Source organism: Mycobacterium sp. P7213, assembly GCF_900604305.1.
Taxonomy (GTDB): domain Bacteria; phylum Actinomycetota; class Actinomycetes; order Mycobacteriales; family Mycobacteriaceae; genus Mycobacterium.
Window position 1 is genome coordinate 56,117 of sequence record NZ_UWOA01000016.1, and the last position, 14,957, is coordinate 71,073.

Here is a 14,957-nt window from a genome sequence, read left to right on the forward strand (position 1 = left end):
GGCGGCGACCTGATGGGTCGCCGCCGTCGGTCGTTTCCCGCCCTGCTTGCGAGTGCCGTGTGATTGACTACCTCCCGGGGTCAGGGCGCGTGACCAGCGGGTGGAAACATCGGAGAATCTGTGCCGACGAGCGAGGTGGATATGAGCGGACTGTCGAAGTTGCTGCGGGCGCTGTGCGTGGCCGTGCTGATGCTGGGGTTGTGGGGAGGCGGCGCAATCGTGAGCCCGGGCGCGCACGCCGCACAGTTCGAGAACCTGATGGTCCCGTCGCCGTCGATGGGCCGCGACATTCCGGTGGCATTCCTCAACCAGGGACCGCACGCGGTGTACCTGCTCGACGCGTTCGACGCCCACCCCGAGCTGAGCAACTGGGTGACCGCGGGCAACGCGATGAACACGCTGGCCGGTAAGGGCGTCTCGGTGGTCGCTCCGGCCGGCGGTGCCTACAGCATGTACACCAACTGGGAGCAGGACGGCAGCAAGCAGTGGGACACCTTCCTGTCCAGTGAGCTGCCGGACTGGCTGGCGGCCAACCGGGGCCTGGCGCCGGGCGGTCACGCCGTGGTCGGCGCCTCGCAGGGCGGCTACGGGGCCCTGGCGCTGGCCACCTTCCACCCCGACCGGTTCGGCTTCGCCGGCTCGATGTCAGGCTTCTTGGGGCCGGCCAACACCACCGAGGGCGGTGTGATCGCCGCGGGCCTGCAGAACTTCGGCGGGGTGGACCCCTACGGCATGTGGGGCGCACCCCAGCTCGGCCGTTGGAAGTGGCACGACCCGACCGTGCACGCCACCCTGCTGGCGCAGAACAACACCCGGGTCTGGGTCTACGCCCCGCTGGGTGGCGCCTCCAACCCGGCCGCGATGATCGGTGACCCGGCGCAGGCCGCCGGCAGTGGGCGGTACTTCAACTCGCAGTACCGGCAGGTGCGCGGCAAGAACGGGCATTTCGACTTCTCTGCCGGTGACAACGGCTGGGGATCGTGGGCGTCGCAGCTGGGCGCCATGGCCGGCGACATCGTCGGCGCGATTCGCTAGCGCGGCGTCAGCCGGGCGACGCGGGATCGCGCTTGGGTCGCTTGGGTCGAGCGATTCGCTAGCGCGGCGTCAGCCGGGCGACGCGGGATCGCGCTTGGGCCGAGCAATCCGCTAGTTAGCGCGGATCGCGAGGGCGGCGCCAGCCGGTCGAAGCGGGTCCGCGCCATCAGCACAGTGCGCTGACACTGCGTCTACGGCGGGAAACCGCGGGTAGGTACCGCCCTGGACGCAGAGTCAGTGTCTGCCGTCGCCGATCTGTACCGTGAAAGGCGATATGGCCAAGAAGAAGACATCGAGAACCCCGCGCAAATCCGCGAAATCTCCTCGCAAGTCCCCGGCTGGCCGCCGCCGCGTCCTCGCCTGGATCGCCGCCGGCGCCATGGCGCTCGTGGTGGCGCTGGTGATCGTCGCAGTGGTGATCTGGATTCGGCGCCCGGCCTCACCCCCGCTCGCGGAGCAGCCCGGAGCGGGCGTCCCGTCGACCAGTTCGGTGCCGACGCGGACCAAGAAGCCACGCCCGGCCTACCAGGACGCCAGCTGCCCGGATGTGCAGCTGGTGTCGGTACCCGGCACCTGGGAGACCTCGCCCAGCGATGACCCGCTGAACCCCACGCAGTTCCCCATAGCGCTGCTGCTCACCGTCACCCGCCCGATCGCCGGGCAGTTCGATTCGTCTCGGGTGCAGACCTACACGGTTCCCTACACCGCGCAGTTCCACAATCCGTTGTCGGCCGATAAGCAGATGAGCTACAACGACAGCCGGGCCGAAGGCACCCGCGCCACCGTCAAGGCGCTGACCGAGATGAACGACCGCTGCCCGCTGACCAGTTACGTGCTGATCGGTTTTTCGCAGGGTGCGGTGATCGCCGGAGATGTCGCCAGCGACATCGGTAATGGCCGCGGCCCGGTCGACGAGGACCTGGTGCTGGGCGTGACGCTGATCGCCGACGGCCGGCGCCAGGTCGGGCCGGGCAGCGGTATCGACGTACCGCCCACCCCGCCGGGACAAGGTGCCGAGGTCACCCTGCACGAACTGCCGATCCTGTCCGGAATGGGACTGACCATGACCGGTGCGCGCGACGGCGGATTCGGCGATCTCGCCCAGCGCACCAACGAGATCTGCGCGCGCGGTGATTTGATCTGCGCCGCGCCGCAAGAGGCGTTCAGTATCGGCAAACTGCCCGCCACCCTGGAGACACTGGCGGGCGGGGCGGGTCAGCCGGTGCACGCGCTGTACGGCACCACCGAGTTCTGGGACCACGACGGGCTGTCCGCCACTCAGTGGACGCTGAACTGGGCACGTGACCTGGTCGACAACGCGCCACGCCCGCCGCACGGCTGAGACCCGGCGGTTCAGGGAGGCTCGACGAAGGAGAGGCGAAGCTGGGACCGCCTTGTGACCCCCGGCGGTTCAGGGAGGCTCGACGAAGGAGAGGCGAAGCTGGGACCGCCTTGTGACCCCCGGCGGTTCAGGGAGGCTCGACGAAGGAGAGGCGAAGCTGGGACCGCCTTGTGACCCCCGGCGGTTCAGGGAGGCTCGACGAAGGAGAGGCGAAGCTGGGACCGCCTTGTGACCTGGAGACCGGCGACACACGCGGTACCGTTTGATTTGGCATGGACCGCACCGACCTCTAACATTAAGAGCAATTTAAGAGCGGCGGTCCGTGGCCGCGGGGCAGCAGCGCGTCGTCGGGGTTCAGGCAACCACTACCATCTGTCAGGTCCCGGGCCCGCGCGATGTAACGCAGCGGCGTGGCCACACGCGCCCGGCAGCTGATGAGCACGCATGTTCGCGACAGGAGATTTTGCATGGCCCCGGCAACACAGGCCAATTACCACAACCCGTTCGTCAAGGACGGCAAGATCCGGTTCCCGGACAACGCCAACTTGGTGCGCACCGTCGAGCGCTGGGCTGCGCTGCGCGGCGACAAGGTGGCCTACCGCTTCCTGGACTACTCCACCGAGCGCGATGGCGTAGCTCGTGAGATCTCCTGGGCCGACTTCGGCGCCCGCAACCGCGCACTGGGTGCCCGGCTGCAGCAGGTGACCGAGCCCGGCGACCGGGTGGCGATCCTGTGCCCGCAGAACCTGGACTACCTGGTGTCGTTCTTCGGGATCATGTACTCCGGCCGCATCGCCGTGCCGCTGTTCGACCCGGGCGAGCCGGGCCACGTGGGCCGGCTGCACGCGGTGCTCGACGACTGCACCCCGTCGGCGGTGCTGACCACCACCGACTCCGCCGAGGGCGTGCGGAAGTTCTTCCGCAGCCGCCCGGCCAACGCCCGGCCGCGTGTGATCGCGGTCGACGCGGTGCCCGACGAGGTGGGGTCGACCTGGGTCATGCCCGAGGCAGACCGGTCCGCGGTCGCCTACCTGCAGTACACCTCCGGCTCCACCCGCACCCCGACCGGGGTGAAGATCAGCCACCTGAACCTGCCCACCAACGTCGTCCAGCTGCTGGACGCGCTCAAGGGCCGCGAGGGCGACCGGGGCGTCACCTGGCTGCCGTTCTTCCACGACATGGGCCTGGTCACCATCCTGCTTTCGTGCGTGATGGGCCAGCAGTTCACCTTCATGACTCCGGCGGCGTTCGTGCGCCGGCCCTACCGGTGGATCAAGGAGATGGCTCGCAAGGAAGGCGAGACCGGTGAGTGCTTCTCGGTGGCCCCGAACTTCGCCTTCGAGCACGCCGCCGCGCGCGGCCTGCCCAAGGAGGGCGACCCGCCGCTGGACCTGAGCAACGTCCGGGCCATCCTCAACGGCAGCGAGCCGGTGTCGGCGGCCTCGGTGCGCAAGTTCAATGAGGCCTTCGGCCCGTACGGTTTCCGTGAAGAGGCGATCAAGCCGTCCTACGGTCTGGCCGAAGCCACCCTGTTCGTCTCCACCACCCCGCCCGACGAGGGACCGCGCGTGGTCTACGTCGACCGCGAGGAGCTCAACAACGGCAACCGGTTCGTCGAGGTTTCCGCCGACGCCCCCAACGCGGTCAGCCAGGCCTCGGCCGGCCGGGTGTCCGTGGACCAGTGGGCGGTGATCGTCGACTACGAGACCGGCGCCGAGCTGCCCGACGGCCAGATCGGCGAGATCTGGCTGCAGGGCAACAACATGGGCGTCGGCTACTGGAACCGTGAGCAGGAGACGGCCGACACCTTCCACAACGTGCTCAAGTCGCGCACCACTCCGTCGCGGGCCGAGGGCTCCGACGAGAACGGCTTCTGGGTGCGCACCGGTGACTACGGCGCCTACTACAAGGACGACCTCTACATCACCGGTCGCGTCAAGGACCTGGTGATCGTGGACGGCCGCAACCACTACCCGCAGGACTTGGAGTACTCCGCGCAGGAGGCCAGCCGGGCGCTGCGCGCCGGCTACGTCGCGGCGTTCTCGGTGCCGGCCAACCAGCTGCCCCAGTCGGCCTTCGACAACCCGCACTCCGGGCTGAAGTTCGACCCCGAGGACAGCTCCGAGCAGCTGGTGATCGTCGCCGAGCGCGCTCCGGGCGCCCACAAGCTGGAATATCAACCGATCGCCGACGACATCCGGGCGGCGATCGCGGTGCGCCACGGCGTGACCGTGCGTGACGTGCTGCTGGTGTCGGCGGGCACCGTCCCGCGTACCTCCAGCGGCAAGATCGGTCGCCGCGCCTGCCGGGCCGCCTACCTGGACGGCAGCCTGCGCGGCGGCACCACCGGCCCGAACGCCTACCCCGACGAGGTCTAACCCCAGATGAGCGAGGCTCCGCAGATGACCGGCGACGGCGACGACGCAACCCTGCGCGGCACCAGCCGCACCGACCTGACCGTCGCCGAGATGCGGACCTGGCTACGCGACTGGGTGGCCAAGGCCACCAGCCAGTCGCCGGACAAGATCAACGAGACCGCCCCGCTGATCGAACTGGGCCTGTCCTCGCGTGACGCGGTGGCGATGGCGTCCGACATCGAGGACTTCACCGGCGTGACGCTGTCGGCGACGGTGGCGTTCCGGCACCCGACGATCGAGGCGCTGGCCACGGTGATCGTCGAGGGCGAGCCGGTGCTGGAAAGCGGGGCCGACGATTCCGAGGACTGGTCGCGGGACGCCGACGTCGCCGACATCGCGGTCGTCGGCCTGGCCACCCGCTTCCCGGGCGACATGAACTCTCCCGAGGAGACCTGGGAGAAGCTGCTGGCGGGATTCGACGCCATCACCGACCTGCCCGAAGGGCGCTGGTCGGAGTTCATGGAGGAGCCCCGGGTTGCCGAACGCGTCAAGAAGGCGCGCACCCGCGGTGGCTACCTGTCGGACATCAAGGGCTTCGACGCCGAGTTCTTCGCGCTGTCGAAGATGGAAGCCGACAACGTCGACCCGCAGCAGCGGATGGCGCTCGAGCTGACCTGGGAGGCGCTGGAGCACGCCCGCATCCCGGCCTCGAGCCTGCGCGGCGAAGCGGTCGCGGTCTACATGGGTTCGACCAACGGCGACTACCAGAACCTGGCGTTGTCGGATCCGAGCATCACCCACCCGTATGCCATCACCGGTAACTCGAGCTCGATCATCGCCAACCGGGTGAGCTACTTCTATGACTTCCGTGGCCCGTCGGTCACCGTCGACACCGCCTGCTCGTCGTCGTTGGTCGCCGCGCACGCCGGTGTGCAGGCGCTGCGCAACGGCGAAGCCGACGTGGCGCTGGTCGGCGGCGTGAACGCGTTGGTCACCCCGTTGGTGACGGTCGGTTTCGACGAGGTCGGCGGGGTGCTGTCGCCCGATGGCCGGATCAAGTCGTTCTCGGCCGACGCCGACGGCTACTCCCGTGCCGAGGGCGGCGGCGTGCTGGTGCTCAAGCGGGTGGACGACGCGCGTCGCGACGGTGACCAGATCCTCGCGGTGATCGCCGGCTCCGCGGTCAACCACGACGGCCGGTCCAACGGCCTGCTGGCGCCCAACCCGGACGCGCAGGCCGCCGTGCTGCGCAAGGCCTACAAGAACGCCGGCATCGACCCGCGCACCGTGGACTACATCGAGGCGCACGGCACCGGCACCATCTTGGGTGACCCGATCGAAGCCGAGGCGCTGGGCCGGGTGGTCGGCCGTGGCCGCGCCGCGGACAAGCCCGCGCTGCTGGGCGCGGTGAAATCCAATGTGGGACACCTGGAGTCGGCCGCCGGCGCGGCCAGCCTGGCCAAGATCGTGCTCGCCATGCAGCACGACAAGATCCCCCCGTCGATCAACTATGCCGGGCCCAACCCCTACATCGACTTCGCCGGCACGCACCTGAAGGTCGCCGACACCGCCACCGACTGGCCGCGCTACGGCGGCTATGCGGTGGCCGGGGTGTCCGGATTCGGCTTCGGTGGCGCCAACGCGCACCTGGTGGTGCGTGAGGTGCTGCCCCGCGACGTGGTGGAAAAGGAAGCCCCGGAAAAGGACGAGACCGAAGCGCCCGTCGCCCAGGAGGCTTCGGAACCCGAGATCGAGTACGAAGCCCCGCGCTTCGACGAGTACGGCGAGTTCATTCAGCCCGACAGCGCGCACGGCTACGGCGACGAGCCGGAGTATGAGTTGCCCGGCCTGACCGATGAGGCGTTACGGCTGCGCGACGAGGCGCTGGCCGAGCTGGCGGCGCAAGAGCCCGTGCAACCGCTGATCCCCCTGGCGATCTCGGCGTTTCTGACCTCCCGCAAGAAGGCTGCCGCGGCCGAGCTGGCCGACTGGATCGACAGCGAAGAGGGCCGCGCCACCCCGCTGACGTCGATCGGCCGGTCGCTGTCGCGGCGCAACCACGGCCGTTCGCGCGCCGTGGTGCTGGCCCACGACCACGACGAGGCCATCGCCGGCCTGCGGGCGGTGGCCGAGGGCAAGCAGAAGCCGAACGTCTACTCCGCCGACGGCCCGGTCACCAACGGGCCGGTCTGGGTGATGGCCGGCTTCGGCGCGCAGCACCGCAAGATGGGCAAGAACCTCTACCTGCGCGACCCGATCTTCGCCGAGTGGATCGAGAAGGTCGACGCCCACGTCCAGGACGAGCGCGGCTACTCGGTGCTGGAGCTGATCCTCGACGACTCGCACGACTACGGCATCGAGACGTCCAACATCGCCATCTTCGCCATCCAGATCGCGCTCGGCGAGGTGCTCAAGCACCACGGCGCCCGCCCGACCGCCGTCATCGGCCAGTCACTGGGCGAGCCGGCATCGGCGTACTTCTCCGGTGGTCTGTCGCTGGCCGACGCCACCCGGGTGATCTGCTCGCGCGCCCACCTGATGGGTGAGGGCGAGGCGATGCTGTTCGGCGAGTACATCCGGTTCATGGCGCTGGTCGAATACTCCGCCGAGGAACTCAACACGGTGTTCGCCGACTTCCCCGGCCTGGAGGTGTGCGTCTACGCCGCCCCCACCCAGACCGTGATCGGCGGCCCGCCCGAGCAGATCGACGAGATCGTCGCGCGCGCCGAGTCCGAGGGCCGCTTCGCCCGCAAGCTGCAGACCAAGGGCGCCGGCCACACCTCGCAGATGGACCCGCTGCTGGGCGAGTTCTCCGCGGAGTTGCAGGGCATCGAGCCGCACACCCCGAAGATCGGCATCTTCTCCACCGTCCACGAGGGCAGCTACGTCAAGCCCGGCGGCGAGCCGATCCACGATGTGGACTACTGGAAGAAGGGGATGCGCCACAGCGTCTACTTCACCCACGGGGTCCGCAATGCCGTCGACAACGGCTACACCACCTTCCTGGAGCTGGCTCCGAACCCGGTCGCGCTCATGCAGGTGGGTCTGACGACGGCCAGCGCGGGGCTGCACGATGCCCAATTGATCGCGACGTTGGCACGCAAGACCGACGACGTGGACGCCATGACCATGGCGATGGCCCAGCTCTACGTCTTCGGCCACGACCTCGACTTCCGCACCCTTTTCCCGCGCGAGGTGCAAGGTCCGGTCAGCCCGGCGGAGTTCGCCAACATCCCGCCGACGCACTTCAGGCGCAAGCCGCACTGGCTTGACGCCCGCTTCTCCGGCGACGCCACCGGTGTCATGCCCGGCTCGCACGTCGCGACCCCGGACGGTCGGCACGTCTTCGAGTACGCCGGTCGCGGCGAGACCGACTTGGCCGCCCTGGTCAAAGCCGCTGCCGCAACGGTTATTCCGGACTCGACTCTGGTGGCCTCCGAACAGCGGGCGGTGCCCGGTGAGGGTTCTCGCCTGGTGACGACGCTGACTCGGCACCCGGGCGGCGCGGCCGTGCAGGTGCACGCGCGCATCGGCGAATCGTTCACGCTGGTCTACGACGCACTGGTGTCGCGTGGCGGGGCCGCCGGGGTGTTGCCGGTCGCCGTCGGTGCGGGCACCGCGGTGGCCGAGTCCGCGACCACTTCCGTTGCGGCCGTTGAGGAAGCCGTCGACGACGCCGCAATCCTGCACGACAACCTCACCGCAGGGGCGGGCCTGGCGGCGAACTTCGCCAAGTGGTCGCCGGAATCCGGCGAGACCATCGCAGACCGGTTGGGCACGATCGTCGGCGGTGCCATGGGCTACGAACCCGAGGACCTGCCGTGGGAGGTGCCGCTGATCGAGCTGGGTCTGGATTCGCTGATGGCGGTGCGGATCAAGAACCGGGTCGAATACGACTTCGACCTGCCGCCGATCCAGCTCACCGCGGTCCGCGACGCGAACCTCTACAACGTCGAGGAGATGATCCGCTACGCGGTCGAGCACCGCGACGAGGTCGAGGCGCTGCACGAACACCAGAAGACCCAGACGCCCGAGGAGATCGCCGCCGAGCAGGCCGCGTTGATCTCGGGCGCCAACACGACGACGGTCACCGCTGAGGCTCCGGACCCGCAGGCCGAACCGGAAACGCAAGCGGCACCGGCGGAGCCGCCCGCTTCGGACCTCCCGATCCCCCCGCCGCCGACCAATCCGGCCGGACCGGCTGGCGCACCGATTCCGCCCCCGCCCACCAATCCCGAAGGCCCGGGCGCGAATTCGAGTGGAGTCAGCACCAAGACCGCCGCCGCAGCGGCTGCCAAGGTGCTCACCCAGGAGGCGGTGACCGAGGCGTTGGGCGCCGACGTGCCACCGCGTGACGCCGCCGAGCGGGTCACGTTCGCCACCTGGGCGATCGTCACCGGGAAGTCGCCGGGCGGCATCTTCAACGAACTGCCGACGCTCGATGACGACACCGCGACCAAGATGGCCGAGCGGCTGTCCGAGCGCGCCGAGGGCGTCATCTCGACCGACGATGTGAAGTCGGCGACCACCATTGAGGCCCTGGCGACGATCGTCCGCGATCAGCTGGAAGACGGCGTGGTGGACGGTTTCGTCCGCACGCTGCGCGCCAAGCCCGAAGGCTCGAACAAGGTTCCGCTGTTCGTGTTCCACCCGGCCGGTGGGTCGACGGTGGTCTACGAGCCGCTGATGAAGCGCCTGCCCGCCGACACCCCGGTCTATGGCATCGAGCGGGTGGAGGGCTCCATCGAGGAGCGTGCCGCCGAGTACGTGCCCAAGCTGCTGGAGCTGCACGATGGGCCGTTCCTGCTGGCCGGCTGGTCGCTGGGCGGGGCGATGGCCTACGCGTGTGCGATCGGGCTGAAGCAGTCCGGTGCCGACGTGCGCTACGTCGGGCTGATCGACGCGGTGATGCCCGGCGAGCCGATCGACCAGAGCAAGGAAGGCATGCGCGCCCGCTGGGACCGCTACGCGCGGTTCGCCGAGCGCACCTTCAACGTCGAGGTTCCCGAGATCCCTTACGAGGAGCTGGAGAAGCTCGACGACGAGGGTCAGGTCCGTTTCGTGATGGATGTGGTGGCCCAGAGTGGGGTGCAGATCCCCGGCGGGATCATCGAGCACCAGCGCACGTCCTACTTGGACAACCGGGCACTGGACACCGCCGAATACCAGCCCTACGACGGCTATGTCGCGCTGTACATGGCGGACCGCTACCACGATGACGCCATCGTGTTCGAGCCCGCCTACGCGACCCGCAAGCCCGACGGCGGCTGGGGCGAATACGTCAAGGACCTGGAAATCGTTCCGATCGGGGGCGAGCATGTTCAGGTGATCGACGAGCCGTACATTGCCAAGGTGGGCGCCCACATGAGTGCGGCGATCAACCGGATCCAGGGAGAGCAGTGAGTAACAAGACCACCGCCGAACTGCTGGCCGAACTGCGCGAAAAACTGGAGCTGGCCAAGGAACCCGCCGGTGAGGCGGCCGTCGCCAAGCGTGCCAAGAAGGGCATCCCGAGCGCCCGCGAGCGCATCCATGCGCTGCTGGACCCGGGCAGCTTCTTGGAGATCGGTGCGCTGTGCAAGACCCCCGGCGACCCCAACGCGCTCTACGGCGACGGCGTGGTCACCGGCCACGGCCGGATCAACGGCCGGCCGGTCGGTGTGTTCAGTCACGACCAGACCGTGTTCCAGGGCTCGGTCGGCGAGATGTTCGGCCGCAAGGTGGCCAAGCTGATGGAATGGGTGGCCATGGTCGGCTGCCCGATCATCGGCATCAACGACTCCGCGGGCGCGCGAATCCAGGACGCGGTGACGTCGCTGGCCTGGTACGCCGAGCTGGGCCGGCGCCACGAGATGCTGCGCGGTCTGGTGCCGGAGATCTCCATCATCCTGGGCAAATGCGCTGGGGGAGCGGTGTATTCGCCGATCCAGACCGACCTGTTGGTGGCTGTGCGCGACCAGGGCTACATGTTCATCACCGGACCGGATGTGATCAAGGACGTCACCGGCGAGGACGTCAGCTTCGACGAGCTCGGCGGCGCCGACGTGCAGGCGCAGCGCGGCAACATCCACAAGGTGGTCGACGACGAGGCGGCGGCGTTCGCCTACGTGCGTGACTACCTGTCGTTCCTGCCGGCCAACCATTTCGACGACGCGCCGATCGTCAACCCCGGTCTGGAGCCGGAGATCACCCCGCACGACCTGGAGCTGGATTCGATCGTTCCGGACGCGGACAACGTCGCCTACGACATGCACGAGATCCTGCTGCGGATCTTCGACGACGGTGACGTCTTCGAGATCGCCGAACAGCGTGGACAGGCGATGATCACCGCGTTCGCCCGGGTCGACGGGCACCCGGTCGGGGTGATCGCCAACCAGCCGATGTTCATGTCCGGGGCGGTCGACACCGAGGCCTCCGACAAGGCGGCCAGTTTCATCCGCTTCTGCGACTCTTACAACCTCCCACTGGTTTTCGTCGTCGACACCCCCGGCGCCATGCCCGGGGTCTCGGAGGAGAAGAACGGGATCATCAAGCGGGGCGGCCGGTTTTTCAACGCGATCGTCGAGGCCGACGTGCCGAAGGTGACGGTGATCATCCGCAAGGCCTACGGCGGTGGCTACGCGGTGATGGGCTCCAAGCAGCTGTCCGCGGATCTGAATTTTGCCTGGCCCACGGCCCGCATCGCGGTGATCGGGGCCGACGGCGCGGCCCAGCTGCTGGTGAAGCGCTTCCCGGATCCGACCGCGCCCGAGGTGCAGAAGATCAAGGCGGACTTCATCGCGGGCTACAACGAGAACATGGCGATTCCGTGGACCGCGGCCGAGCGCGGCTACATCGACGCGGTGATCCAGCCGCACGAGACTCGGCTGCTGCTGCGCAAATCGCTGCGTCTGCTGCGGGACAAGCAGAACTTCCCCAAGGTGCAGCGCAAGCATGGCCTGCTGCCGATCTAGGCCACACCCTCCGCACTCTGTCGTAGGCGCGCGGGTCCCTACCCTTAACCCACTCAGTTGCGACTCAGGTTGTGGGAACAATAGGTGGCCTGCGCTCTCAGGATGCGTGCCAACTTTTCCTGGTAAGGGCGCGTTTCCCGATTAGTAAACCTAAATTTGACATAACAGAGTGTGATTGAAATCATCCACGTTCAACAACGCCCCACTGATGTGGCGGCCTCGAGAATGTGGCGAGGAACCCTGGATGTTTGATGCAGTCGCGGCACGGATCAGTCACCGCGAGCCCGGCCTGCGAGCTGCATTAGCCGCCGCCGTGCTGCTCGGCGGTATCGTCGGCGCCCCCCAGTTCGCGCCGTCGACGTCGGCTCCCGACCACGCCGGGGTCCTGCTGTCGGCCGCCGACGCCGGCTCCCTCGCCAACTCAGGCGTTGCGCTGATCATGGGCCCCAGCATGATGCCGACGCCGAGCCAGCAGTTCGCCGAGACGGTCTCCTCGCTCTTTCTGCAGCCGAACGGGTTCGATGGCCGACTTGAGGTGCTGACCACTCCGCAGGAGGCCTACCTGCTGGACGAGTCCATGACCAAGGGCGCGAAAATACTGACCGACAGAGTGTTGACCCTGATCGACGAAGGCAAGGCGGGCGAGGACAGCCCGGTGACGGTCTTCGGTTACTCGCAGAGCGCCGCCCTCACGAGTCTGACGATGCAGCAGCTCGACGAGGCCGGCGTGCCGAGTTCGGCGGTGCGCTTCGTGCTGATCGGTGATTCGGCGAATCCGAACGGTGGCTTGCTCGTCGGCTTCGCGGATTATCCGGGCATCGCCGAGAGCATGGCGAAAGAGGGCGTGACGCTCGGTAACGCGACCCCGAACGATCTGTACCGCACCGACATCTACACCTTGGAGTACGACGGCTACGCGGACTTCCCAAGGTATTTCATGAACCCGCTGTCGAGCCTGAACGCGGTCATGGGTATGGCCATCCAGCACATTGCGTACCTGGGCTTGACGCCCGAACAGATCGCGGACGCCGTCCTGCTGGAGTCCAGCCCGGACAGCATGATCAACTCGTATGTGATCCCCAGCGAGTACCTTCCGCTGCTGTACCCGCTGCTGTTCGTCCCGATTACCGGAAAGCCGATCTATGACCTGCTGGAGCCGGTCATGCGGATCCTGGTGAACCTCGGTTACGGCAGCATCGATCATGGATGGAACGACGGCCCCGCGGATGTCCCGACGATGGCGACGGACGTCATGCCCGACCTCGACTGGAACGAGGTGAGCAACGCGCTGTTTGCGGCGGCGATGACCGGCGTGGGCGCCTTCGTCACCGATATCTTCGACCCCCAGACCTACGTGCAGGTGGATATGCTCGACAACCCCGCACTGGACGGATTGCTCGCAGCGATGGTCGGCGTGGGCGCTGCAACAGGCGAGGACCCGACGGTGGACGAGATGCTCAACGGCCTGACCAACATGATGTGGGAGTCGTTGGTTGGTCAATACTTCGATCCTGCTTACTGGGAAGCCGCCTCCTAGTCTCGGACGGATAAGTGTTGCGTAACGCTTCAGCAACACCAGTCACATCTGTCGCAAACCATTTATCGTTTACCCCAGGCGATCCCACGATGGGCTAGCCGCCGATGTTCCAATTCTGCGGGGCTGGAAGGTGATTCCGGCTGACCGGATCGCCGTGTGAATCGTCGGGGGCGTGACGAGGGGGACGCCGTGCGCGCTGTAAGCGTATGCCCTAGCGGCGAGGCTCGATGAGTCTGCTGCTGCCGGCGAGGCCGTCGGCGTCGCAGGCGCGGCACCCGCGAAGCGTGTCAGATGAACGTAAACGGCTGCTGCGCAAGGCGATTGCAGCATCAGCTATCGGCAACGCGACCGAATGGTATGACTACGGCGTATATGCCGTGGTGGCAACCTATCTGACCGAGGCGTTCTTTCCGGACACGCTGGGCAACCTCGGGACCATGCTCGGCTTCGCGGTCTCCTTCGTGCTTCGGCCGCTGGGCGGCATGATCTGGGGCCCGATCGGAGACCGGTTCGGGCGCAAGTCGGTCCTGGTCGCGACCATCCTGCTGATCGCGGTGGCGACGACATTGATCGGCGTGTTGCCCACCTACGCCACGGCGGGGTGGTGGGCGCCAGGGCTGTTGATCGCCCTGCGGGTGGTGCAGGGATTCTCCACCGGTGGCGAATACGGCGGTGCGGCGACGTTCATGGCCGAGAGCGCGCCCGATCACAAACGCGGAACCTACGGCAGTTTCCTGGAGTTCGGCGCTGTCGGCGGCTTTGTCCTGGGCAGTGCCGTCGTGTTGGCGCTGGAGGCGATGCTCAGCCACGACCAGATGGCCGCCTGGGGTTGGCGTGTTCCGTTCCTGCTGGCCCTGCCATTGGGCGTGCTGGGGTTGGTGCTGCGCAGTCGGATGCCCGAGACGCCGGTGTTCGCCGAATGCGTCGCCTGCGATGCGATCAAGGGATCGGCTTGGGACCGACTGGTCGACCTGCTGACCAACTACACCCGACCGATCCTGGTGACGTTCGCCCTGCTGGTCGCGCTGAACATCATCGACTACACCCTGGTGACCTACCAGCCGACCTATCTGCACGCCACCGCCGGCCTCGACGAGCGCAGCAGGACCGCGGTGGTGCTGGTCGGGGAACTGGCCATGATGGCCTGCATCCCGTTCGCGGGAGCCTGGTCGGACCGGATCGGTCGAAAACCGCTGTGGCGCGGCTCGCTGGTCGGGTTCATCGTGTTGGCGCTGCCGATGTACTGGCTGATGGGCCAGGGATTCGCCTGCGCGCTGGCCGGATTCACCGTGCTCAGTGTGCTGTTCGCGGCGCCGCTGGCAACCGTGGCGGCGACGTTCCCGGCGATGTTCCCCACCCAGGTCCGCTATGCGGGCTTCGCGATCGCCGACAACGCGGCGGTCGCGGTCTTCGGCGGCACCGCACCGGTGCTGGCCGACTCGGTCATCGAGCACACCGGATGGCAGCTCTTTCCGGCGGCATATCTGGTGGCCGCCGCGGTGCTCGGGTTGGTCGCCCTGCGGTTCCTGCCGGAGACCCTCGGGTGCTCCCTGCGCGGCACCGGCATCCCCGGTGTGCAGGGTGAACTCGAGCGCGAGCTGCGGGACTTGGCGTCCCTCTCCCGCGAGCGTGCACAACCGTCCGGTGTTTCCCCAGGTCGGGGCGGACAAATCTGCACGGTGGGCGAAGGAGCAGGGATTATCCACAGCGCCGCGGCAGGGTGACTGGGCGGG

At 67.8% G+C, this 14,957-nt stretch carries 7 protein-coding genes; all 7 read left to right on the forward strand.

Annotated features, from left to right (window positions below; all coding sequences use genetic code 11):
* The first annotated feature begins 141 nt into the window (after positions 1–141).
* The 7 genes from EJK91_RS08200 (at position 142) to EJK91_RS08235 (ending at position 14,948) form a co-directional block, all read left to right on the forward strand.
* On the forward strand, positions 142–1,035 hold the full coding sequence (locus EJK91_RS08200) for an alpha/beta hydrolase-fold protein (protein ID WP_125078655.1): 894 nt from the start codon (positions 142–144) through the stop codon (positions 1,033–1,035).
* 379 nt (positions 1,036–1,414) lie between these two features.
* Complete coding sequence (gene culp6, locus EJK91_RS08205) at positions 1,415–2,377, forward strand: carboxylesterase Culp6 (protein ID WP_024442549.1); 963 nt, start codon at positions 1,415–1,417, stop codon at positions 2,375–2,377.
* A 467-nt stretch (positions 2,378–2,844) separates the two neighbouring features.
* Positions 2,845–4,755 carry a long-chain-fatty-acid--AMP ligase FadD32 gene (fadD32, locus tag EJK91_RS08215; RefSeq protein WP_046301118.1) on the forward strand — a complete coding sequence of 637 codons (1,911 nt, stop codon included), beginning with the start codon at positions 2,845–2,847 and terminating at the stop codon, positions 4,753–4,755.
* 24 nt (positions 4,756–4,779) lie between these two features.
* Positions 4,780–10,137, forward strand: coding sequence for a polyketide synthase Pks13 (gene pks13 / locus EJK91_RS08220; RefSeq protein ID WP_206430396.1), 5,358 nt, complete (start codon positions 4,780–4,782; stop codon positions 10,135–10,137).
* Positions 10,134–11,687, forward strand: coding sequence for an acyl-CoA carboxylase subunit beta (locus EJK91_RS08225; RefSeq protein WP_125078656.1), 1,554 nt, complete (start codon positions 10,134–10,136; stop codon positions 11,685–11,687). The genes pks13 and EJK91_RS08225 overlap by 4 nt, the downstream gene beginning before the upstream one ends.
* Before the next feature lie 313 nt (positions 11,688–12,000).
* Positions 12,001–13,224 (forward strand): PE-PPE domain-containing protein, encoded by a 1,224-nt coding sequence (locus EJK91_RS08230; protein ID WP_241178651.1) that lies wholly within the window; start codon positions 12,001–12,003, stop codon positions 13,222–13,224.
* Positions 13,225–13,451: 227 nt separating this feature from the next.
* Positions 13,452–14,948, forward strand: a complete 1,497-nt coding sequence (locus tag EJK91_RS08235; RefSeq protein ID WP_125078658.1) for an MFS transporter — start codon at positions 13,452–13,454, stop codon at positions 14,946–14,948.
* Positions 14,949–14,957: the final 9 nt, after the last annotated feature.

What these genes read in the sequence shown, in the direction of transcription:
- pks13 (WP_206430396.1), top strand. Translation starts at nt 4,780, where the DNA reads ATGACCGGCGACGGCGACGACGCAACCCTGCGCGGCACCAGCCGCACC.
- culp6 (WP_024442549.1), top strand. Translation starts at nt 1,415, where the DNA reads ATGGCGCTCGTGGTGGCGCTGGTGATCGTCGCAGTGGTGATCTGGATT.
- EJK91_RS08200 (WP_125078655.1), top strand. Translation starts at nt 142, where the DNA reads ATGAGCGGACTGTCGAAGTTGCTGCGGGCGCTGTGCGTGGCCGTGCTG.
- EJK91_RS08235 (WP_125078658.1), top strand. Translation starts at nt 13,452, where the DNA reads ATGAGTCTGCTGCTGCCGGCGAGGCCGTCGGCGTCGCAGGCGCGGCAC.
- fadD32 (WP_046301118.1), top strand. Translation starts at nt 2,845, where the DNA reads ATGGCCCCGGCAACACAGGCCAATTACCACAACCCGTTCGTCAAGGAC.